Annotated in this window: 19 protein-coding genes; 10 read left to right on the forward strand and 9 right to left on the reverse strand. The window is 60.0% G+C overall.

What is annotated here, in order from left to right; genetic code table 11:
- The first annotated feature begins 197 nt into the window (after positions 1 to 197).
- The 4 genes from AB4N85_RS08490 to AB4N85_RS08505 all read left to right on the forward strand — a co-directional run bounded on the left by AB4N85_RS08490 (position 198) and on the right by AB4N85_RS08505 (position 4,806).
- Positions 198 to 1,424, forward strand: a complete 1,227-nt coding sequence (locus AB4N85_RS08490; RefSeq protein ID WP_252869519.1) for a zinc-dependent alcohol dehydrogenase — start codon at positions 198 to 200, stop codon at positions 1,422 to 1,424.
- Positions 1,425 to 1,439: 15 nt separating this feature from the next.
- Positions 1,440 to 2,369 (forward strand): ZIP family metal transporter, encoded by a 930-nt coding sequence (locus AB4N85_RS08495; RefSeq protein WP_236168844.1) that lies wholly within the window; start codon positions 1,440 to 1,442, stop codon positions 2,367 to 2,369.
- Between the two features lie 110 nt (positions 2,370 to 2,479).
- The gene (locus AB4N85_RS08500) at positions 2,480 to 3,847 is read left to right on the forward strand and encodes an iron-containing redox enzyme family protein (protein WP_252869520.1); all 1,368 of its coding nucleotides are present in this window, start codon (positions 2,480 to 2,482) and stop codon (positions 3,845 to 3,847) included.
- A 14-nt stretch (positions 3,848 to 3,861) separates the two neighbouring features.
- Positions 3,862 to 4,806, forward strand: a complete 945-nt coding sequence (locus AB4N85_RS08505; protein ID WP_122507330.1) for a methyltransferase — start codon at positions 3,862 to 3,864, stop codon at positions 4,804 to 4,806.
- A gap of 33 nt (positions 4,807 to 4,839) precedes the next feature.
- On the opposite strand, the gene AB4N85_RS08510 is transcribed toward AB4N85_RS08505, so the two are convergent.
- Positions 4,840 to 5,274, reverse strand: coding sequence for a short chain dehydrogenase (locus AB4N85_RS08510; RefSeq protein ID WP_252869521.1), 435 nt, complete (start codon positions 5,272 to 5,274; stop codon positions 4,840 to 4,842).
- 309 nt (positions 5,275 to 5,583) lie between these two features.
- Here AB4N85_RS08510 and lpxO point away from each other — a divergent pair, with 309 nt between their 5' ends.
- A complete protein-coding gene (gene lpxO / locus AB4N85_RS08515) occupies positions 5,584 to 6,483 on the forward strand; it encodes a lipid A hydroxylase LpxO (protein WP_223631350.1) in 900 nt (299 codons plus the stop codon).
- Positions 6,484 to 6,614: 131 nt separating this feature from the next.
- Here lpxO and ku read toward each other — a convergent pair whose 3' ends face one another.
- Entirely contained in the window at positions 6,615 to 7,481 is an 867-nt protein-coding gene (ku, locus tag AB4N85_RS08520) for a non-homologous end joining protein Ku (protein ID WP_122692604.1), read from the reverse strand.
- A gap of 188 nt (positions 7,482 to 7,669) precedes the next feature.
- On the opposite strand from ku, the gene AB4N85_RS08525 reads away from it, so the two are divergent.
- From AB4N85_RS08525 to nudC, 4 genes are all read left to right on the forward strand, one after another.
- Positions 7,670 to 7,990 (forward strand): hypothetical protein, encoded by a 321-nt coding sequence (locus AB4N85_RS08525; RefSeq protein WP_056785955.1) that lies wholly within the window; start codon positions 7,670 to 7,672, stop codon positions 7,988 to 7,990.
- Between the two features lie 52 nt (positions 7,991 to 8,042).
- Entirely contained in the window at positions 8,043 to 9,188 is a 1,146-nt protein-coding gene (locus tag AB4N85_RS08530) for a PQQ-dependent sugar dehydrogenase (RefSeq protein ID WP_041480394.1), read from the forward strand.
- A gap of 187 nt (positions 9,189 to 9,375) precedes the next feature.
- Positions 9,376 to 10,188 carry a crotonase/enoyl-CoA hydratase family protein gene (locus AB4N85_RS08535; RefSeq protein WP_460061309.1) on the forward strand — a complete coding sequence of 271 codons (813 nt, stop codon included), beginning with the start codon at positions 9,376 to 9,378 and terminating at the stop codon, positions 10,186 to 10,188.
- 7 nt (positions 10,189 to 10,195) lie between these two features.
- On the forward strand, positions 10,196 to 11,026 hold the full coding sequence (gene nudC / locus AB4N85_RS08540; protein WP_460061312.1) for an NAD(+) diphosphatase: 831 nt from the start codon (positions 10,196 to 10,198) through the stop codon (positions 11,024 to 11,026).
- On the opposite strand, the gene AB4N85_RS08545 is transcribed toward nudC, so the two are convergent.
- From AB4N85_RS08545 to AB4N85_RS08555, 3 genes are all read right to left on the reverse strand, one after another.
- Positions 10,994 to 11,773: a TSUP family transporter gene (locus AB4N85_RS08545; RefSeq protein WP_016774706.1), complete on the reverse strand. Its 780-nt coding sequence runs from the start codon at positions 11,771 to 11,773 to the stop codon at positions 10,994 to 10,996. The two genes, nudC and AB4N85_RS08545, sit on opposite strands and share 33 nt — an antisense overlap.
- A gap of 252 nt (positions 11,774 to 12,025) precedes the next feature.
- Positions 12,026 to 12,505 carry a nuclear transport factor 2 family protein gene (locus AB4N85_RS08550; protein WP_016774707.1) on the reverse strand — a complete coding sequence of 160 codons (480 nt, stop codon included), beginning with the start codon at positions 12,503 to 12,505 and terminating at the stop codon, positions 12,026 to 12,028.
- 54 nt (positions 12,506 to 12,559) lie between these two features.
- On the reverse strand, positions 12,560 to 13,123 hold the full coding sequence (locus AB4N85_RS08555) for a TetR/AcrR family transcriptional regulator (RefSeq protein WP_460062419.1): 564 nt from the start codon (positions 13,121 to 13,123) through the stop codon (positions 12,560 to 12,562).
- A 215-nt stretch (positions 13,124 to 13,338) separates the two neighbouring features.
- On the opposite strand from AB4N85_RS08555, the gene pssA reads away from it, so the two are divergent.
- A complete protein-coding gene (gene pssA / locus AB4N85_RS08560) occupies positions 13,339 to 14,682 on the forward strand; it encodes a CDP-diacylglycerol--serine O-phosphatidyltransferase (RefSeq protein WP_150635339.1) in 1,344 nt (447 codons plus the stop codon).
- A gap of 105 nt (positions 14,683 to 14,787) precedes the next feature.
- Here pssA and efeO (AB4N85_RS08565) read toward each other — a convergent pair whose 3' ends face one another.
- The 4 genes from efeO (AB4N85_RS08565) to efeU are packed head-to-tail and all read right to left on the reverse strand — an operon-like array spanning position 14,788 to position 18,987.
- Positions 14,788 to 15,612 carry an iron uptake system protein EfeO gene (efeO, locus tag AB4N85_RS08565; protein ID WP_460067715.1) on the reverse strand — a complete coding sequence of 275 codons (825 nt, stop codon included), beginning with the start codon at positions 15,610 to 15,612 and terminating at the stop codon, positions 14,788 to 14,790.
- 26 nt (positions 15,613 to 15,638) lie between these two features.
- Entirely contained in the window at positions 15,639 to 16,937 is a 1,299-nt protein-coding gene (efeB, locus tag AB4N85_RS08570; RefSeq protein WP_460067717.1) for an iron uptake transporter deferrochelatase/peroxidase subunit, read from the reverse strand.
- Between the two features lie 17 nt (positions 16,938 to 16,954).
- Positions 16,955 to 18,139 (reverse strand): iron uptake system protein EfeO, encoded by a 1,185-nt coding sequence (gene efeO / locus AB4N85_RS08575; protein ID WP_460067719.1) that lies wholly within the window; start codon positions 18,137 to 18,139, stop codon positions 16,955 to 16,957.
- A gap of 8 nt (positions 18,140 to 18,147) precedes the next feature.
- A complete protein-coding gene (gene efeU / locus AB4N85_RS08580) occupies positions 18,148 to 18,987 on the reverse strand; it encodes an iron uptake transporter permease EfeU (RefSeq protein WP_460067721.1) in 840 nt (279 codons plus the stop codon).
- Between the last annotated feature and the right edge of the window lie 143 nt (positions 18,988 to 19,130).

Raw genomic sequence — 19,130 nt, forward strand, 5'->3', positions numbered from 1 at the left:
TGGACATTGGCGCGCATTGTCGCATAACTCAGACGGCAGTTATATGGCAGGCAAACGGGCGTACGCATCGGCTCGTCCGAGAAGTCCCCGATATCCGCTGATCAAAATCTCGAAAACCCGAATGAACTCACTCGGCCATTTTCACTTCGGAAAGTGGAGCAGCAGCCATTTTCGTTCAAACGAGTGAGGACCAAGCCATGCGAGCAATGACCTATCACGGCGCCCATGACGTGCGCGTCGAAACCGTACCGGACCCGAAACTTGAAGCCGCCGACGACATCATCCTGCGCGTCACCGCTACCGCCATCTGCGGGTCGGACCTGCACCTGTACCGAGGCAAGATACCCACCGTCGAGCACGGCGATATCTTCGGTCATGAGTTCATGGGGATCGTCGAAGAAAGCGGGCCAGCCGTCACGGCCGTGCAGCGCGGCGACCGCGTGGTGATTCCGTTCGTGATCGCCTGTGGCGATTGCTTCTTCTGCCAGCAAGAGCTTTACGCCGCTTGCGAGACCACCAACGAAGGCCCCGGCGCGGCGCTGAACAAGAAAATGATTCCGCCGCCAGCAGCGCTGTTCGGCTACAGCCGTATGTATGGCGGAATTCCCGGTGGCCAGGCGGAACTGGTGCGCGTGCCGAAAGCCAATACCGGCCCGTTCAAGGTACCGGGCACGCTGTCGGACGAGAAAGTGCTGTTTCTCTCTGACATCCTGCCGACTGCCTGGCAAGCGGTGATCAACGCCGGCGTTAAACAGGGTTCGAGTCTGGCGATCTACGGCGCCGGGCCGGTCGGTTTGCTCACCGCAGCCTGCGCGAGAATGCTCGGTGCTGAGCTGATTTTCATGGTCGACCATCACCAGTACCGCCTCGATTATGCCCAGCGCACCTACGGCGTGATTCCGATCAACTTCGATGAAGACGATGACCCGGCCGACACTATTACCAGCCAGACTCCCGGCCATCGCGGCGTCGATGCCGTGATCGATGCCGTCGGCCTTGAAGCCAAGGGCAGCACCACCGAAACGGTCATGGCTACACTCAAGCTTGAAGGCAGCAGCGGCAAGGCTTTGCGCCAGTGCATCGCCGCCGTCCGCCGTGGCGGTGTGGTCAGCGTTCCGGGGGTGTATGCCGGGTTTATCCATGGCTTCATGTTCGGCGATGCTTTTGACAAGGGCCTGACCTTCAAAATGGGCCAGACTCACGTACAGCGTTTTCTCCCGGAGCTGCTTGGCTATATCGAAACCGGCAAGTTGCAGCCTGAAGCGATCATCACTCACAGGCTGTCGCTGGAGCAGGCGGCCGAGGGTTACAAGATCTTCAATAAAAAGCAGGAAGAATGCCGCAAGGTGATTCTGACCCCGGGTGGCAGCGATGTTCCGCTGGCGCAGCTGGATGAAACCACGCCGTTCGTACCGGCCACCTGAAACCGAGGACTTTTCATGGCGCTACCGTCATCTTCGTTCGCCGCCCCCGTGCGCGCATGGTTCGTCAGCCTGACGCGTACGGGCTGGGGAGGGCGGATTTTCTGGCTGACCCTGGTCGGTGTAACCGTGTTGCTGTTGATCAGTGGCTACACCGGTTTGGTCAGTACGGGCCGCGACACCTTGCGCCTCGCCACACTTGGCGGACTGTCGGGTTTTGCCGCTACGGCAGTCGGTGCGTTATTGGCCCTGGCGCTGCGGGCGATTACTTCGCGAACTCAAGACACCATGCTCGGGTTTGCGGCAGGGATGATGTTGGCTGCCAGTTCCTTTTCACTGATCCTGCCGGGGATTGCGGCGGCGAAGGAAGCGGTGAGCAGTCCCATGCTCGCCGCTGCCGTCGTAGTTGCCGGCATGGCTTTGGGCGTAGCGTTGATGGTCGGCCTCGACCGCTTCGTCCCCCACGAACACGAAAAGAGCGGCCGGCGCGGCCCCGAAGCCAAGCGCTTCAATCGAGTCTGGCTGTTCGTGCTGGCGATCACCCTGCACAACCTGCCGGAAGGCATGGCGATCGGCGTCAGCTTCGCCACCGGCGACATGAAAATCGGCTTGCCGCTAACCACCGCCATTGCCATTCAGGACATCCCCGAAGGTCTGGCTGTGGCGTTGGCGCTGCGGGTGACCGGCATTTCCGCAGGACGTGCAGCGTTGATTGCCGCCGCTTCAGGATTGATGGAACCGTTGGGCGCGATCATCGGGTTGGGCATCACCAATAGTTTTGCGTTGGGTTTTCCGGTGGCGATGGGCCTGGCGGCGGGCGCGATGATCTTTGTGGTGTCGCATGAAGTGATTCCGGAAACTCACCGCAACGGCCACGAGACGCCTGCCACGCTCGGGCTGATGCTTGGGTTCGGCGTGATGATGTTTCTCGATACCGCTTTGGGTTAAAAAACCGACGTGCACCACTGAGCGTATCGTCTCGCACAAAAAGGGAATTTTTTTCAGCGCCAATCACTCTTTCGTTTATAGGCAATGCCAATAATGCAGGGGAATGAGTCATGTCGCTGATCGAAATCCCGACCAGGAAGTCTTCGGGTAAAACATCCACGCCGGCGGATACCGAGCGCCGGCTCTATGACCGATTGCTGGCGGAAGACTCCACGGTTGATCGTGCGGCACTGGACTTCCTGCGCCGGCAGCTGAGCAAGGCGGCTGCGCTGTCTGACGATTTGCCGGCCAGCGCCGAAGAGCTGCTGCAATGGTCGGAAACCCGCTGCGCCAGCGTGGCGGCCGAGTACGCCGATTACCTCGAACAACGTCAGCAGGGCGCGCCGCGCCGCTATTTCCGCAACAAATCCCACGCGTTGTATTTCATCTTGCATGTGGCACCGACCAAAGAGGTCGATGGCGCTTGGCTGGCTGGGCTGTTGCCGCAGTGGCAGGACCCGCGTTTCGACGATTTGCTCGATACCTATCTGGAAGAGCTGGGCGAGGGCGTGCCACGGCAGAATCATGTGGTGATCTATCGCAAGCTGCTCGCTGAGCATGACTGCTCCGATCTGAGCGGTCTTGCCGACGAGTATTTTCTGCAAGGCGCGGTGCAGTTGGCACTGGGACGTTTCGGCGGGCAGTTTTTGCCTGAAGTTATCGGTTTCAATCTCGGCTACGAACAACTACCTCTGCATCTGCTGATCAGTGCTTATGAATTGGCAGAGCTGGGCATCGATCCGCACTATTTCCGCCTGCATGTGACCATCGACAACGCCAGTACCGGGCACGCGCGCAAGGCTGTGCAATCGATGCTCGAACTGATGCCGCTGGGTGAAGAGCGCGATGAGTTCTACCGGCGCATGGCTGTTGGTTATCGCCTCAATGATGTCGGCAAGGGCACAACCGCGGTGATCACAGAGTTCGATCTGGACCACGAAGTCATCGCCATGCTTGAGCGCAAGGCGGTCTTTGGCCGGCACATGCATTCCGACTACTGCCGTATCGAAAACCGCACCATCAATCAGTGGCTGGCCACGCCGGGACAGATGGGCGAGTTTCTTTCGGCGCTGGAGCGCAAAAGCTGGATCAAACGCGGTGAGGCGGTGGAAGAAAGTCGTTTCTGGCGTTTGATCGACGGCAGCGATGCGGCGATGTTCGGGGTGTTCAATGGCTATGAGAAACAGCTGTTGCGCGACTGGATCACTCAGGATTGCCCGGCCTCCCGGCCTCGGCCTTACGTACGCCGCGAAGCTGCCGTCGAAGAAACCTTTGACGATGACGCCGATCTGCTCAACCTGGAAGCGGCACTGGCCGACAAGCCTGCCGCCGAACAGATGTCATTGTTGATGCCATGGCTGCAACCTCAGCGGCACTGGCGTCCGGCCGGACTTTTCGCGACGCGTCGCTTCATGCAACTGCGCGCCCGCTTGCGTTGAAACAAGGAGGCTTCATGTCGGCACAAGAAACATCCGATAGAGCCCTGTTCGAGCTGGGCAAGCGCCTGCTCGACAGTGGTTATCACTTCATTACTCCAACGCCATTGACCCACGAACGTTATCTCCAACGCTTTGCCACGCCGCTGGCCAAGGATCTGCGCGATGTGTTTGGTTGGTCGATGCCGTTTCCTTCAGAGCTATTTCGCGCAGAGGAACTGGCCACGCTGGAGCAAGCCGGCGCAGTCGAACGCGATGGCGCGGTTTGGCGCAGCCATGTGCGCTGGTCGACGCTGAATGACCGGCTGTTCGCCCACTCGGCGTTTCCGACGACGGCGAGCGATGCGGTGTTCTTCGGCCCCGACACTTATCGCTTTGCCCAAGCCATCGAAGCGCAATTGCAGCAACGCTTTTCGCCGATCAGACGCGCGGTGGACATCGGCTGCGGAAGCGGCGCCGGCGCGGTCGTCATGGCCAAGGCACGTCCCGATGCCGACGTGCTGGCGGTCGACATCAATCCGCGGGCGCTGCGCATGAGTGCGGTCAACGCCGAGCTGGCGGGCGCAAACAATGTGTCGGTGTATCACAGCGATCTGCTCGCCAGTGTCGAAGGGCAGTTCGATTTGATCATCGCCAATCCGCCGTACATGAACGACGAACAACAGCGCGCCTATCGCCACGGCGGCGGGGCGCTGGGTGAGGGTTTGTCGGTGCGTATCGTGCGTGAGGCGTTGCCACGACTGGAGGTAGGCGGCACGTTGCTGGTGTACACCGGCGTGGCGATCGTCGCCGGGCAGGATCCGTTCCGCGAGGCCGTGGCGCCTTTGCTCAAGGGCGAGCGTTTTGGCTGGACTTATCGTGAGCTTGATCCGGACGTTTTCAGCGAGGAACTGCTCAAGCCTGAATACGAGCGCGCCGAGCGCATCGCCGTGGTCGCACTGACGGTAACCCGCGAGCAGTGACCGATAGTTGGGCCACTGCTCGCGCGGTGGCCTTCAGCGATTTCTGATGCGCGAGATCGTCAGCAGGCAAACCCCTACCAACATCGCAGCCCCGGCTACCAATAGCGGCGAAGGGCGTATCGGCTGCCGCGAAATACGCTCGATGCGCCCGGCGACGGAAGCGCGCACTGGCGCAGCTGGTTCCGCCAGATAAGGCGCTTCTTCGATCTCCAGGCGTAAGCCGTCCGGCATTACCAGCGTCAGCCCTTCGATCGTGCCGGCAATTCTGCCCGGATACACCGGCTCACCGGTCGGGTCGAGCTGGTCGTAGAAGAATATTTGCCCTTCAAGCCAGCCGATGGCCGTCTGCAACTCAGGTCCCAGGTAATACTTCCCATCGAGAAAAAAGCCAGAGAATTGCGGCGCGCGCTCGACGCTTTCAATTCGATAGCGCTGACCTGGTTTCATACCGGTTTCTGGGACGATCATGGGGGTTCCTCCGTTATTGGTAAGCGATAGAGGAGCGCGTGCCAAGCGTGGTTCCATCGAAATGAGCAACGGGCATTTGTATGGATTCAAGTGGGCTAGAGCTTTACACGCAAACGCGCAAGACAGTTTTTCACAGTTGAGGGTTCACTATCGGTTACAAACTGTGGCTAAAATGCCACCCTTTCACCGAGCGCCCGGAAACGGCGCGGGCCATGGACGCGCCCTGTGCATCAAGACCGCTGCATAAGACGCTGGGCCTCAGGTCGCCACGCGCGCAGTTTGTTCACTTTTGACGTGTGACCCTTTTCCGTGAAACTCATCATTGCCGCTGTTTATGTCATCTCCATTGCTTACGTTCACTTGCGTGGACGCGTGCGCCACAAGCTGGGGCGGCAATTGAGTGACCACTCGACGTTCCTCGCGCCGATCAACTGCTTCCTCTATCTGTTTTCCAGGATGCCGAACAAGCCGTATCTGAACCCGGCAGACTTTCCCGATCTGAGCCCGTTGCAGGTGCACTGGGAAGAGATTCGCGAGGAAGGCCAGAATCTGCTGCGTGCCGGCGAGATCAAGCGCTCGAATCAGTATGACGATGTCGGCTTCAATTCTTTCTTCAAGACCGGCTGGAAGCGCTTCTACCTCAAGTGGTACGGCGACAGCCATCCATCGGCGATGAAGCTGTGCCCACGCACCACCGAACTGGTGCAGAGCATCGGCTCGATCAAAGCGGCGATGTTTGCCGAGCTGCCACCGGGCTCGAAACTGGTGCGCCATCGCGATCCGTACGCGGGTTCCTACCGTTATCACCTGGGCCTGGATACGCCGAACGATCCTGGCTGCTACATCAACGTCGACGGCGAGAACTATCACTGGCGCGATGGCGAAGCGGTGATGTTCGACGAGACGTTTATTCACTACGCCGAAAACACCACGGATCAGAATCGCATCATTCTGTTCTGTGATATTGAGCGGCCGTTGAAGTACCGCTGGGCGGCGGCGTTCAACCGCTGGTTCAGCCGCACGGTGATGTCAGCGGCGGGCGCGCCGAATGATGCGGGGGACAAGACCGGTGGTATCAACCGCTTGTTTACCAAGATCTACAAGATCCGTTTGCGCGGCAAAGAGTTGAAGAAACGCAACCGTACGCGGTATTACTTGGAGAAGTGGGCGATTTTTGCGGCGTTGTTGGCGATCTTTATTCTGATCTGAGACTTGCGGTGTCAGTACCGGCCTCTTCGCGAGCAGGCTCGCTCCCACATTTTGAAATGCGTTTCCCTGTGGGAGCGAGCCTGCTCGCGAAGGCGGCTTCACTTCAAACATACCTCTAGCTGGCCCAACGCTTACTCCCCGGACGCCTTCCGGGTCTTCTTCGCCGGCGCCGCCTTACTGGTTGATTTCGCCTTGGGCTTGGCCGGTGCCTTGCCGCCGAGGCTGCGTTTAAGCAGCTCGGTCAAATCGATAACGTCGGCAGTCTTGCGCTCTTCCTCGCCAGTGGCGGTCTCGACGTCCTCGATCTTGCCTTCGTGGGCTTTCTTCTCGACCAGCGCCATGATCTTGTCTTCAAACTCGTCCTTGTATTCCTCAGGCGACCACTCCGAGGTCATGTCCTCAACCAGACGTTTGGCCATGTCCAGCTCGCCCTTGGCCAGTTGCGGCTTGGTCACTTCGCTGCCCAGCGCCAGCTCATCGAGGCTGCGCACTTCCTGGGGCCAGCGCAGTTTCACCAGAACCAGCGCCGACTCCAGCGGCATCAACGCGGCCAGGTATTGACGGGTATGCAGGACAACGCGGGCGAGGGCGACCTTGTTGGTTTTGCTCAGGGTTTCGCGCAGCAACGCGTAGACCTTGCCGCCGCGCTTGTCTGGCGCCAGGTAATAGGGCGTGTCGATGTTCTGCAGCGGAATCTGCTCGGCGTCGACGAACGAGAAAATGTCGATGGTCTGTGTCGAGACGGGGTGCGCCGAGCGGATTTCTTCCTCGCTGAGCACCACGTAGCGGCCCTTTTCGTAGGCCACGCCTTTGACGATGTTCTCTTTGGTGACTTCCTTGCCGGTGACCTTGTTGATGCGTTTGTAGCCCACCGGGTCCATGCTGCGGCTGTCGAGCCAATCGAAGTCCACGCCTTGGGACGACGTCGCTGAAACCAGCGCCACGGGGATGTGTACCAGTCCAAAACTGATTGCGCCTTTCCAGATTGCCCGAGCCATGACTTGTCCTCCGAGTGATGATCAGGTGACCCGTGGCGCGGCGAGAAAGTTTCCAGTGATTGCGCGGCTTCCAGCGGTACGGTCAAGCCGTGTTACATGTTGTTTAAGGCACGAGGGTTAACAAATCCGAACCCACGGCGTAGCGTGGGCTCCAAGGCTCTAGTCCACGCACATCGAGAGGTATTCCCATGAACCGGTTTCTGATTGGCATCGCCGTCCTCGTCTTAAGTGGTGGCCTGGTTCATGCCGATGTCGTGCTCGCACAAAGCCCCACCGGGAACAGCAACAATCCCTACAACAGCCCGATCCGCCGGGCCAATCCCAACAGCATGCAGGGCACCCAGCCCAGCGCTCCGCCGCTTCGCGGGCCGAACACCGTTCCCGTGCCACGTCAGCCGACCGTTGAAAATCGCGGCATCGGCAATGGTCAACCGATTCGTTCGGTGCCGAGCAATCCGCCAACCTTCATTCCCAACCCGCCCTCACGGGGCACCGGCAGCAACCGTTGAACGGCAGGACTGATGTTCTGTCAGCCTTTCACACGAACAAAAGGAATCGTGCATGTTGCGTAAAACCCTCCTAGCCACCTGCTGCGCCGCCGCGCTGATCAGTGCCCCGGCGTTCGCCGCCGCGCCCAAAGAGCTGAAAAGCGAACAGGGCATTCTTGAAGTCACCACCATTGCCCAAGGCCTGGAACATCCCTGGGCACTGGCGTTTCTGCCTGATCAGAAGGGCATGCTGGTGACCGAACGTCCGGGTCATCTGCGCGTTGTGAGCAAGGACGGCAAACTGTCGGAGCCGATCAGTGGCGTGCCGCAAGTCTGGGCCAAAGGGCAGGGCGGTTTGCTTGATGTGGCGCTGTCGCCAGACTTCAAGCAGGACCGCATGGTCTATCTGTCGTATGCCGAAGGCGGTGGTGAGGGCGGCAAGGCTGGTACGGCGGTAGGGCGCGGACGGCTTTCCGATGACCTGAAGACGCTGAAGGACTTCAATGTGATCTTCCGTCAGGAACCGAAGCTGTCGGTGAGCAACCACTTCGGTTCACGGCTGGTGTTCGATCGCGACGGGTATCTGTTCATCACCCTCGGCGAAAACAACGATCGGCCGACTGCGCAGGACCTCGACAAGTTGCAAGGCAAAGTCGTACGCATCTTCCCGGATGGCAAGGTGCCGGACGATAACCCTTTTGTTGGCCAATCCGGTGTCCGGCCTGAAATCTGGTCCTATGGCCTGCGCAACCCGCAAGGCGCGGCGCTCAATCCGTGGACCGGCACGCTGTGGGAGAACGAGCACGGGCCACGTGGCGGCGATGAAGTGAACATCATCGAACGTGGCAAGAATTATGGCTGGCCGTTGGCGACCCATGGCATCAACTATTCGATGCAACCGATTCCTGAGGCGAAGGGCAAAACCGCTGAAGGCACCGTGGCGCCGCATCATGTCTGGGAAAAATCCCCCGGGGTTACCGGCATGGCCTTCTATGACGCGGATCGCTTCACGCCGTGGCAGCACAACGCGTTTATCGGCGCACTGGTGTCCCAGGAACTCATTCGCCTGCAATTCGATGGTGACAAGGTAGTCCATGAGGAGCGTTTGCTGGGTGAGTTGAATCAGCGTATCCGTGACGTGCGTCAAGGGCCGGATGGCTATCTGTATGTGCTGACAGATGAAGAGAATGGCTCGCTTTACAGGCTGGGGCTGAAATAAGCCAATCGATCGTTCCCACGCTCTGCGTGGGAATGCAGCCCGGGACGCTCTGCGTCCCAAAAGATCGCAGCCTTCGGCTGCTCCCCAAATGAGCCGCGCCAGTCAGTCCCGCATTTGGCCGAACCGCCGCCCCGTTGCCTTGTTATAGTTCGGGGCTTATTTCCCAGCCCGGTAAAGGATCACTGCCATGACTCAATACTCCGCCTTCAGCGTCGAACTGGCCGACAACATCGCCCATGTGAAGATAAATCGCCCGGAAAAGATCAACGCAATGAACGCGGCGTTCTGGAGCGAAATCGTCGAAATCTTTCAATGGGTTGACGATACCGACGAAGTCCGCGTGGTGGTGCTAAGCGGTAACGGCAAGCATTTTTCATCGGGCATCGACCTGATGATGCTCGCCGGTGTCGCCAATGAACTGGGCAAGGACGTGGGCCGCAATGCGCGCCTGCTGCGGCGCAAGATCCTCAATCTGCAAGCCTCGTTCAACGCCGTCGACAATTGCCGCAAACCGGTGCTTGCTGCCATTCAGGGCTATTGCCTGGGCGGGGCAATCGATCTGATCTCGGCTTGTGACATGCGTTATGCCGCCGAGGACGCGCAATTTTCCATCAAGGAAATTGACATCGGCATGGCCGCTGACGTCGGTACGCTGCAACGGTTGCCGCGAATCATCGGAGACGGCATGCTGCGTGAACTGGCTTACACCGGTCGCACCTTTGGCGCCGAGGAAGCACGCAGCATGGGCCTGGTCAATCGCGTCTACGGCGATAAGGACACGCTGCTCGAAGGCGTGTTCGACATTGCCCGTGACATCGCTGCGAAGTCGCCGATCGCCGTGACCGGTACCAAGGAAATGATCAGCTACATGCGCGACCATCGCATCGACGATGGTCTTGAATACGTTGCCACCTGGAACGCCGCCATGTTGCAATCCACCGATCTGCGCGTGGCCATGGCCGCCCACATGAGCAAACAGAAACCCGAATTTCTGGATTGAGTTAACCATGATCTCTCGCTGGACCACTGCAGTACTCGACACCGATCAACCCGGCGGCTGGGCCGTAGCGCGCAGCCCCGAAGGCTTCCTGTTCGATGGCAACGGCGCACTGTTCCCGCGCGAGTGGCTCAAGCGCCAGGACCTTTCAGTCCTCGCTGAGCACGGGATTGGTCATCTCGACGGCGAACCGGTCTATCTGCTTGAGTTGCACAGCGCCAGCGATGTGCCCGGTTGCGGCTGGAAGGGGCTGCGAGCGTTCATGCTCGAAGGCGATCACACGCTGTACAAAGTGCTCGGTTATGCCGCTCAGATCGGCACTTGGGCACGAGAGCATCGCTTCTGCGGCAACTGCGGCCAGCCAATGACGCAAGTCCCGCGCGAACGAGCGATGTATTGCCAGCCGTGCGATCTGCGCAGTTATCCGCGCATTTCACCAAGCATGATCGTGCTGATCACCCGTGGCGACGAAATCCTCCTGGCGCGCTCGCCGCGTTTCGTCACCGGGGTTTACAGCACACTGGCCGGTTTCGCCGAGCCGGGGGAATCGGCCGAGGATTGCCTGATTCGCGAAGTGCGTGAAGAAGTGCAGATCGAAGTGAAGAACATCCAGTACATCGGCAGCCAGTGCTGGCCGTTCCCGCACTCGATGATGCTCGGCTTCCATGCCGAATATGCCGGTGGCGAAATTGTCTGTCAGGAAGACGAGATCGAGGACGCCCAGTGGTTCAACGTGCATGACTTGCCGCCGTTGCCGGCGTCGCGTTCAATTGCCCGTTACCTGATCGACGTCTACGTCGCGCGGCGCTTAGGCCACGCTGAACCAGTGCTGCCAGGCTAGGCGCACAGTCAGGCCAAGCACTACGGTGATGAACACTGGACGAATGAATTTGGCCCCGCCGCTGATTGCGGTGCGCGCGCCAAAGAAAGCCCCGACCATCACCGACAGGCCCATGCATAGGCCAATGATCCAGTCGACCTGTCCGGAGAAGATGAACACCGACAGCGCCGCGATGTTGCTGACAAAGTTCATGCTGCGCGCCACGCCGCTGGCCTTGACCAGGTCGATCGGGTACAGCAGCAGACTGCTCACGGTCCAGAATGCGCCCGTGCCGGGACCGGCCACGCCATCGTAGAAGCCGAGGCTGAAGCCTTGGGTCGATTGCCATTTCTTTTTGATCGGCGCGTCGCTGTCCAGCGGCGCTTTCGGCGTGCCGCCAAACAGCAAATACAGGCCACAGGCGAAAACGATCACCGGCAGCATCTTGTTCAGCCACTCGGCCGGCAGGTAATGCGCAACCACCGCGCCAGTGAGCGCGCCGACCAGGGTGCCGACAATCGCGTGGGTCCACTGGCGTGGATGAAACAGTTTGCGTTTGTAGAAGGTGAAGCTGGCGGTCGCCGAACCGAAGGTCGAGCTCAGCTTGTTGGTGCCCAGCACCAGATGCGGCGGCAGGCCCGCCGTCAGCAGCGCCGGCGTGGTCAACAGACCGCCACCGCCAGCGATGGCATCGATGAAACCGGCAAGGAAAGCAACAGCAGCCAGAATGGCCAGGGTGGTGAGGTCAACGCTGAGTTCGAAAGGCATGGAGTCGGCTTATTCGGCAAGGCGCAGAACGTGGGCTGCGGGGAGGGCGGTTATGTTACCTGTATCGAACTGTTGCGGCGAGCCAGAGCATGCCGTCGTCAATTACAGTCTGGAATACATTCCTGTGTAGGAGCTGCCGAAGGCTGCGATCTTCTCGGGCGCGGAGCGCCCCGGCTGCTGCGCGTGGGAACGATCAAATCAAGATCAAAAGATCGCAGCCTTCGGCAGCTCCTACACATGGGTGGGTTGGCTTTAGAGACCGAGTTCACTCAGCCCCGGATGATCATCCGGCCGGCGGCCCAGCGGCCAATGGAATTTGCGCTCGCTTTCCTTGATCGGCATGTCGTTGATGCAGGCATAGCGCTGGAACATCAGGCCGTTGTCATCGAACTCCCAGTTCTCGTTGCCGTACGAGCGGAACCAGTTGCCGGAATCGTCGTGCCATTCATAGGCATAACGTACCGCGATACGCGTATCGGAGTAGGCCCAGAGTTCTTTGATCAAGCGATAATCCAGTTCCTTCGCCCATTTGCGCGTCAGAAACGCCTTGGCCTCTTCGCGGTTGTTGGCAAACTCGGCGCGATTGCGCCATTTGGTGTCGAGGGTGTAAGCGAGCGAAACCTTTTCCGGATCGCGGCTGTTCCAGCCATCCTCGGCCAGACGCACCTTCTCGATGGCTGACGCATGGTTGAACGGGGGCAATGGCGGACGTACCTGGGCTGCAGTCGACATGTTCAATCTCCTGTTTCATTTAATGTATGAACAACAAGTCCGGCTTATTAAGAGTTACAGGCCCAATAACTTTCGCGCCATGCATTGCGCATTATCGGCGGCACTGTGATCACCCATCACAAGCGCTATGGTAATGGCGCCTTCAATCAGGATCAGCAACTGTCTGGCCAATAGTTGCGGATCCTCGGCACCATATTCGGTACATAGCTCGCACACGTAGTCGAGCAGCTTCTGTTTGTGTTCTTTGGCCACCAGCCGCACTGGATCCTGTGGATCGCCGGTTTCGCCGCTAGTGTTGATAAAGGCGCAGCCGCGAAAGCCTTCCGAGTCGAACCAGCCCTTGAGCACAGTAAACAGGTTGAGCAGACGATCGGCCGGGGTTTCGACCTGATCGACGGCACTTGTGAACCAGTGCATCCAGCGAATATCCCGCCGTTGCAGGGCTGCGACCACCAAGGCGTCCTTATCGGCAAAGTAACGGTAAATGCTTTTTCTGGAGACGCCGGCGGTCTTCACCAGCAGATCCATGCTGGTGGCAGCGATGCCACTTTTGTAGATCAACTTTTCGGTGACATCCAGAATGATGTCGCGTGTGTCATTGCTGATTGATTCGTTCATGTGACGAACAGTAGAACGACTGTTCTCCTTGGTCAAGCGAATTTCTTCGGCGTGTGTGAAAACGCTTTCGCGAGCAGGCTCGCTCCCACAGGGGAATGCATTTTAACGGTGGGAGCGAGCCTGCTCGCGAAGGGGCCATTACTGACACTGACAAGACCCGGCGCAGACGATGGTGTAAGCTCTCAAACTCTTCGGAATCGAACCTTGCGAGCCTTATGCCGTTGCTTTTCAAACGTTCTCTGCTGCCCAAACTGCGCAGCTTCGCGCTGACCGCCGAGGCGGTGAGCATTCTGTCCAGTGCTGCCGAATTCCGACGCTGCCTGCTCGAGCAAATCGCCGCAGCGACGCAGCGCATCTACATCGTCGCGCTGTATCTGCAGCAGGACGAAGCCGGTCAGGAAATCCTCGATGCCCTGCACGCAGCCAAGCTCAAGCGTCCCGAGCTGGAAATCGCCGTGGTGGTCGACTGGTTGCGTGCCCAGCGCGGTCTGATCGGCGCGGGCAAGCAGCCGGGCAACGCCGCCTGGTATCAGGACATGACCCGCACGCACCAGAGCGAAGTGCCGATCTACGGCGTGCCGGTGCAGACCCGCGAGCTGTTCGGCGTGCTGCACCTCAAAGGTTTCGTGATCGACGACAAGGTGGTCTACAGCGGCGCGAGTCTGAACAACGTCTACCTGCACAAACTCGACAAGTACCGCTTCGACCGCTACCACGTGCTGCACAGTCGCGAGCTCGCGGATTCGATGCATCATCTGGTCAAGCACGGACTGATCGAATCGAAAGCCGTGCATCGCCTCGACCTGCCGAACCTGCCGAGCACGCGCAGCCTGCGCAACGACATCGGCGACCTGCGCAGTCGCCTCAAGTATGCGACCTACGACACCGGCGCCGGCAGCACCAGCAGAGATGGGCTGTCGGTCACGCCACTGCTCGGCGTCGGCAAGAACAACCCGCTGAACCGGGCGATTCTCGAACTGATCGCCAGCGCGCAAAAGCAGCTGACCATCTGCACGCCGTACTTCAACCTGCCCCTGGGCGTGATCCGTGAGATCAACCGCGCGCTGGCCCGTGGCGTGAAGATCGACATCGTGGTTGGCGACAAGACCGCCAACGATTTCTACATTCCGCCGAGCGAGCCGTTCAAGGTGATCGCCGCGCTGCCGTATCTATACGAAATCAGCCTGCGCCGCTTCGCCAAACGCCATCAGCACAGCATCGACAGCGGCCAGTTGAACCTGCACTTGTGGCGCGACGGTGACAACACCTATCACCTCAAGGGCATGTGGATCGATCAGCGCTACACCTTGCTGACTGGCAACAACCTCAATCCGCGCGCGTTTCGCCTCGATCTGGAAAACGCGCTGCTGATTGAAGACCCGAAAGGCGAGTGGCTGGAGCCACGGGCGAAAGAGCTGGAAAACATCTTCCGCCATACCACGCGGATCGATAACTTCCAGTCGCTTGAAACGCTGCCGGATTACCCGGCAGGTGTGGCGAAGTTTCTCAAGCGGGTGAGTCGAGTGAGGATTGAGCGGTTGCTCTACAGGATTCTCTAGCGCGTCCGGAATTGCTTTCGCGAGCAGGCTCGCTCCCACAGGGAAATGCATTCCAACTGTGGGAGCGAGCCTGCTCGCGAAGGGGCCAGACCAGAGGCTAAAAAATCAGTTCAGACCCAACTTCCCGCGCATCATCGAAAGATCCTCCGCCAGCGTATTCACCGGCCCGACCAGCGCTTTGCGGTCGTTGTCCTTCACTTTGTCATAGGTCTCAAAGCCGCCATCCGCCGTTTTGTACTTGGCGAGTATCTTGTCGACCGTGGCGAAGTTCTTGTCGACCTTGGCAACAAACGCCTTGTCCTGCTGTTCGATCTGCGGACGGAACAGATCAACGATCTTCTTCGCCCCGTCGATGTTGCCCTGGAAGTCGTACAGGTCGGTGTGGCTGTAGCGGTCTTCCTCGCCGGAAATCTTCGTCGCCGCGACTTCTTCCAACAGCGCAGCAGCGCCGCCGACGACCTTCTCTGGCGGGAAGGTCAGACCGGCCACACGGGTTTGCAGGTCCTGCACGTCTTTGTTCAAACCGTCGGCCAATGCATCCAGACCCTTGGTGGTTTTTTCCGCGAACAACGAATATTCGATGCGATGGAAGCCGGTGAAGTCTTCAGCCTGTACGCCTTTTTCGTGGTCATCGACGCGCGAGTCGATGGACGCATCGAGATCGCTGAACAGCTCGGCGATCGGCTCGATCGACTCGTAATACACCCGCGTCGGCGCGTAGAGCTTCTGCGCGGTGGCGAGATCGCCTTTCTTCACCGCGTCGGTGAACTGCTGGGTGTGGCTGGCCAGCTCATCGAGTTTCTCGGTGACGTAAATCTTGTAGTCCGACACCGGCCCCACCAGATCCAGCGGCGCGGTCGCGGCGAACGCCGCCAGCGGGGTGTTGAGCAAACCAAGGGTCAGCAATAACGCGAGTGGCGTCTTTTTCATGGGGCGGCTCCAGTGTCGGTTGGGTGTCATGCGGTTTTGTTTTGGGAGGTGGCAGCGAGTAACGAGCGACCGATGAAATCGTCATCGCCGGTAGCGCCGGGCAGGGTGAAGAAGTAACCGCCGCCGACCGGTTTGAGGTATTCCTCGAGCGGTTCACCGTTGAGGCGGGTCTGCACGGTGATGAAGCCTTGTTCCAGGTCAGCCTGGTAACAGATGAACAGCAGGCCCATGTCGAGCTGGCCGTTCTTGTTGACGCCGTTGGAGTAGTTGAACGGCCGCCGCAGGATCAGATTGGCCTGGGTCGCGGCGGTGCGCGGGTTGGCCAGACGAATGTGCGCATCGAGCCTGGTCAGCTTGCCGGCGGGGTCTTTGCTGTAATCCGGCACTTCGCTTTCAGTGTGGCCACCGATGGGCGCGCCGCTGCTCTTGACCCGGCCGAGAATGCTTTCCTGCTCCTGCAACGGCGTGCGATCCCAGCGTTCGACGAAGTTGCGGATGATGCGCACCGCTTGATAACTGCCGTGGGCAGCCCAGTCCGGTTCGTCACTGTCCGGTTGTACCCAGACAATCCGCTCCATGGCCTTGGCGTCGTTGGAATCAGGGTTGGCCGAGCCATCGCGAAAACCGAGAAAGTTGCGCGCCGACTGCGCCGGCACACCGGGTTTGGCCGGGGCTTGCGGCGGGACGCTGCCTTCCTGTTTCCAGCGCACCAGCAGCAGGTCGGGCAGGTTTTTGACGATGTCGCGCAGGGCGTGGATGTTGGTGTCGGCGGTGTTGGCGCAGAACTGCAGGCTCAGATCGCCATGGCAGCAATCGGCGTCCAAGGCATCGTTGGGGAAGCCAACCATGCGTTGCAGACGCTTGGGCTTTGCCGCCGCCAGACCGAAGCGCTCGTCGAACAGCGAATCGCCGACGGAAACGGTGATGGTCAGGTTGTCCGGGGTGACCACCGGGCCGAGGATGCCGGAGTCCAGCGGCGGCAGTTTCGGGTCGATCTGCGCGACCGGGCCGCCCTTCATCAAAAACGCGATGCGTTCGTTGAGGGTGCGAAACAGCCGCTCAAGGTCTTCGCGATCACTGGCCAGCACATCGAACGCCACCAGCATCCCGGAGGCCGGGCGCGGGGTGACGATGCCGGCCTGGTGCACACCGTGAAAATCGTGGCGGTCTTCGGTCTTGTCGCTGCTCGGCGCTTCGGTAACTTGCGCAGGCAGCGCGGCCATGGCCGGGCAACTCAGCGCCGATCCGGCAAGGGCGACACCGGCGGCGCCCATGCCCATCAGCACGCGGCGCCGTTGCAGGTTGAGAGGTTCTGAATCGTTCATCTGTCGTGGTCTTCTGCTTACAGGCCGGAAAGGCCGAGGGCGGGGTCGATGCCATCCAGTGCCGTGGCCAGAGCCTTGGCTTTGGCGGCGATCTGCTGGCGTTGCGCGGCGGTCACGGCGTCGTAACTGACGTAGCCATCGGCGGATTTGAAGGCGTTGAGCTGGCTGTCGAAATCGTCCAGCGCCTGGTCGATCTCCGGCAACAGCTCCGCAGCGGATTTGCTCAGCATCGGGCGCAACAGGTCGACGACCTTGCGCGCAGTCTGCGCGTTGGCGGCGAAACCGTTGAGGTCGCTCTGGCTGTAGCGTTCTTCTTCGCCGCTGCCGGCGCGCACATCGGCGAGGCTGTTGAGGTTGCGCACGACGATACTCACCAGTTGCTCCGGCGGCAGCGACTGCGCGAGCAACTGTTGCTTGAGAGTGGTGACATCTGCGAGCAAGCGCTGGGCAATCGGCGCGACATGGTCGAGATTGCGCTGCTGGAACAGCGCGTATTCGAGGCGATGGAAACCGACGAACGCCGGATCCTGCTCGCGCTTTTCGAAATAATCGGCGCGGGCATTGATCTGATTGTCCAGCTCGGCCAGGCGCTGCGCCGCCGGCGCCAGACGCTGATAAGCGGCACGCGCCGGCAGGTACAACGCTTGCGCCTGCGCCAGATCACCACTGGCGATCGCCTGATTCAGCGCCGTCGCCGCTTTGATCAACGCGCTGCCCTGAACGGCCAGATACACGCGAAATTCCGACAGCGGCCCGACGAACGCGACCATCGACGGCTTGGCCTTGGCGGCGGCATCCGAGGCTGCCGTCGCCGTCACGTGCAAGGTGCCGCGCGGGTTGCTGAGCAAGCCGCAGGTGATCGCATAGTCGCCCGGTTGCAGGTTGGCGTTAATCAACTGGCTCAGGCCCGGCGCGATGTTTTCCCGCTCTTCGACCACCAGCACGCCGTCGAGAATTTCCCACTCGACCGCACGCTCGGAGCGGTTGACGATGCGAAAACTGGCGCGGCCGGCGGGCACCGTCAGGGCATTTGGCTCGCAACTGTGCGGATGGATGTTTACGACGATTTCATCGTGGTTGTGCTGACGCTTGGCGGCGGCCATGTTCGAGGCGTACCAGAACAGCCCGCCGGCGGCGACCATCAGCAGCACCGAGCCGGCCAGCGCCCAACGCAGGGCCGGAGGGGTTTGGGTAGTAGACATGAAGGGCCTTACTGGCTGGAAACGGAAGTGGTTGACGGCGCCTGGCGCGGCGGGGGCATGAAGAACATCACCAGCGCCAGCAGCAGATAAATCAGGTACGCGCCAAGAGTGCTGACGGTCGGCGCATCCTGATAGCCGAACATGCCGGCCAGCACCGACCCCAGCGGGCCGTCCATCGGCAGCGTCGCGCTGAAGTCGAACAGCACCGTTTGCAGGTGATTCCACAGCCCGGCTTCATGCAGCGCCTGCACCGAATTGGCGAGGATCCCGGCGGCGACCACGAGGATGAACAATCCGGTCCACTTGAAGAACGCCGAGAGATTGAGGCGCATGCTGCCGCTGTAGATCAGGAAACCGACGATCACCGCCAGGATCAGGCCGATCAGGGCACCGATCGGCGCGCCCGGGCCTTCGCTTTGCTGGAACACGGCGAGCAGGAAGAATACGGTTTCCAGGCCTTCGCGAGCGACGGCGAAGAAAACCATGGCGATCAATGCAATCACTTGATGCCTGGATTGCGTCAGCGCTTGATCCAGCGAGGCTTGCAGCGAGTGCTTGATCGACCGCGCGACCTTGCGCATCCAGAACACCATCGAACTGAGAATGCCCACGGCGACCAGACCGACCACGCCCTCGAACAACTCCTGCTGCTTCTGTGGGAATTCAGCGCTCACCAACTCCAGGCCACCGCCGACCAGCAGCGCAAGGGCGGCAGCGAGGAAAACGCCGATCCACACCGCCGGCATCCATTGACCGCGGCCGGTCTGTTGCAAATAACTGGCGATGATGCCGACGATAAGCGCGGCCTCGATGCCTTCGCGCAACATGATCAAAAAGGGAACGAGCATTGGCGAGCCACAGCGATTTAGATAGGAGGCTAAGTTGTAACATAATGACACTCATTCCCAAATGGCATTCATTGACATTTAGCTGAACCTTAGCTGAACGACTGTGATTCCTGTGGGAGCGAGCCTGCTCGCGAATGCGGTAT

The organism is Pseudomonas sp. H1_G08, from assembly GCF_054681355.1.

Coding starts and splice junctions, on each gene's coding strand:
- AB4N85_RS08495 (WP_236168844.1), top strand. CDS start 1,440: ATGGCGCTACCGTCATCTTCGTTCGCCGCCCCCGTGCGCGCATGGTTC.
- ku (WP_122692604.1), bottom strand. CDS start 7,481: ATGGCTCGGGCAATCTGGAAAGGCGCAATCAGTTTTGGACTGGTACAC.
- nudC (WP_460061312.1), top strand. CDS start 10,196: ATGATCTCTCGCTGGACCACTGCAGTACTCGACACCGATCAACCCGGC.
- efeU (WP_460067721.1), bottom strand. CDS start 18,987: ATGCTCGTTCCCTTTTTGATCATGTTGCGCGAAGGCATCGAGGCCGCG.
- efeO (WP_460067719.1), bottom strand. CDS start 18,139: ATGTCTACTACCCAAACCCCTCCGGCCCTGCGTTGGGCGCTGGCCGGC.
- AB4N85_RS08510 (WP_252869521.1), bottom strand. CDS start 5,274: ATGATCGTCCCAGAAACCGGTATGAAACCAGGTCAGCGCTATCGAATT.
- AB4N85_RS08505 (WP_122507330.1), top strand. CDS start 3,862: ATGTCGGCACAAGAAACATCCGATAGAGCCCTGTTCGAGCTGGGCAAG.
- pssA (WP_150635339.1), top strand. CDS start 13,339: ATGCCGTTGCTTTTCAAACGTTCTCTGCTGCCCAAACTGCGCAGCTTC.
- AB4N85_RS08535 (WP_460061309.1), top strand. CDS start 9,376: ATGACTCAATACTCCGCCTTCAGCGTCGAACTGGCCGACAACATCGCC.
- AB4N85_RS08525 (WP_056785955.1), top strand. CDS start 7,670: ATGAACCGGTTTCTGATTGGCATCGCCGTCCTCGTCTTAAGTGGTGGC.
- efeO (WP_460067715.1), bottom strand. CDS start 15,612: ATGAAAAAGACGCCACTCGCGTTATTGCTGACCCTTGGTTTGCTCAAC.
- AB4N85_RS08555 (WP_460062419.1), bottom strand. CDS start 13,123: ATGAACGAATCAATCAGCAATGACACACGCGACATCATTCTGGATGTC.
- AB4N85_RS08550 (WP_016774707.1), bottom strand. CDS start 12,505: ATGTCGACTGCAGCCCAGGTACGTCCGCCATTGCCCCCGTTCAACCAT.
- AB4N85_RS08500 (WP_252869520.1), top strand. CDS start 2,480: ATGTCGCTGATCGAAATCCCGACCAGGAAGTCTTCGGGTAAAACATCC.
- AB4N85_RS08490 (WP_252869519.1), top strand. CDS start 198: ATGCGAGCAATGACCTATCACGGCGCCCATGACGTGCGCGTCGAAACC.
- AB4N85_RS08545 (WP_016774706.1), bottom strand. CDS start 11,773: ATGCCTTTCGAACTCAGCGTTGACCTCACCACCCTGGCCATTCTGGCT.
- AB4N85_RS08530 (WP_041480394.1), top strand. CDS start 8,043: ATGTTGCGTAAAACCCTCCTAGCCACCTGCTGCGCCGCCGCGCTGATC.
- efeB (WP_460067717.1), bottom strand. CDS start 16,937: ATGAACGATTCAGAACCTCTCAACCTGCAACGGCGCCGCGTGCTGATG.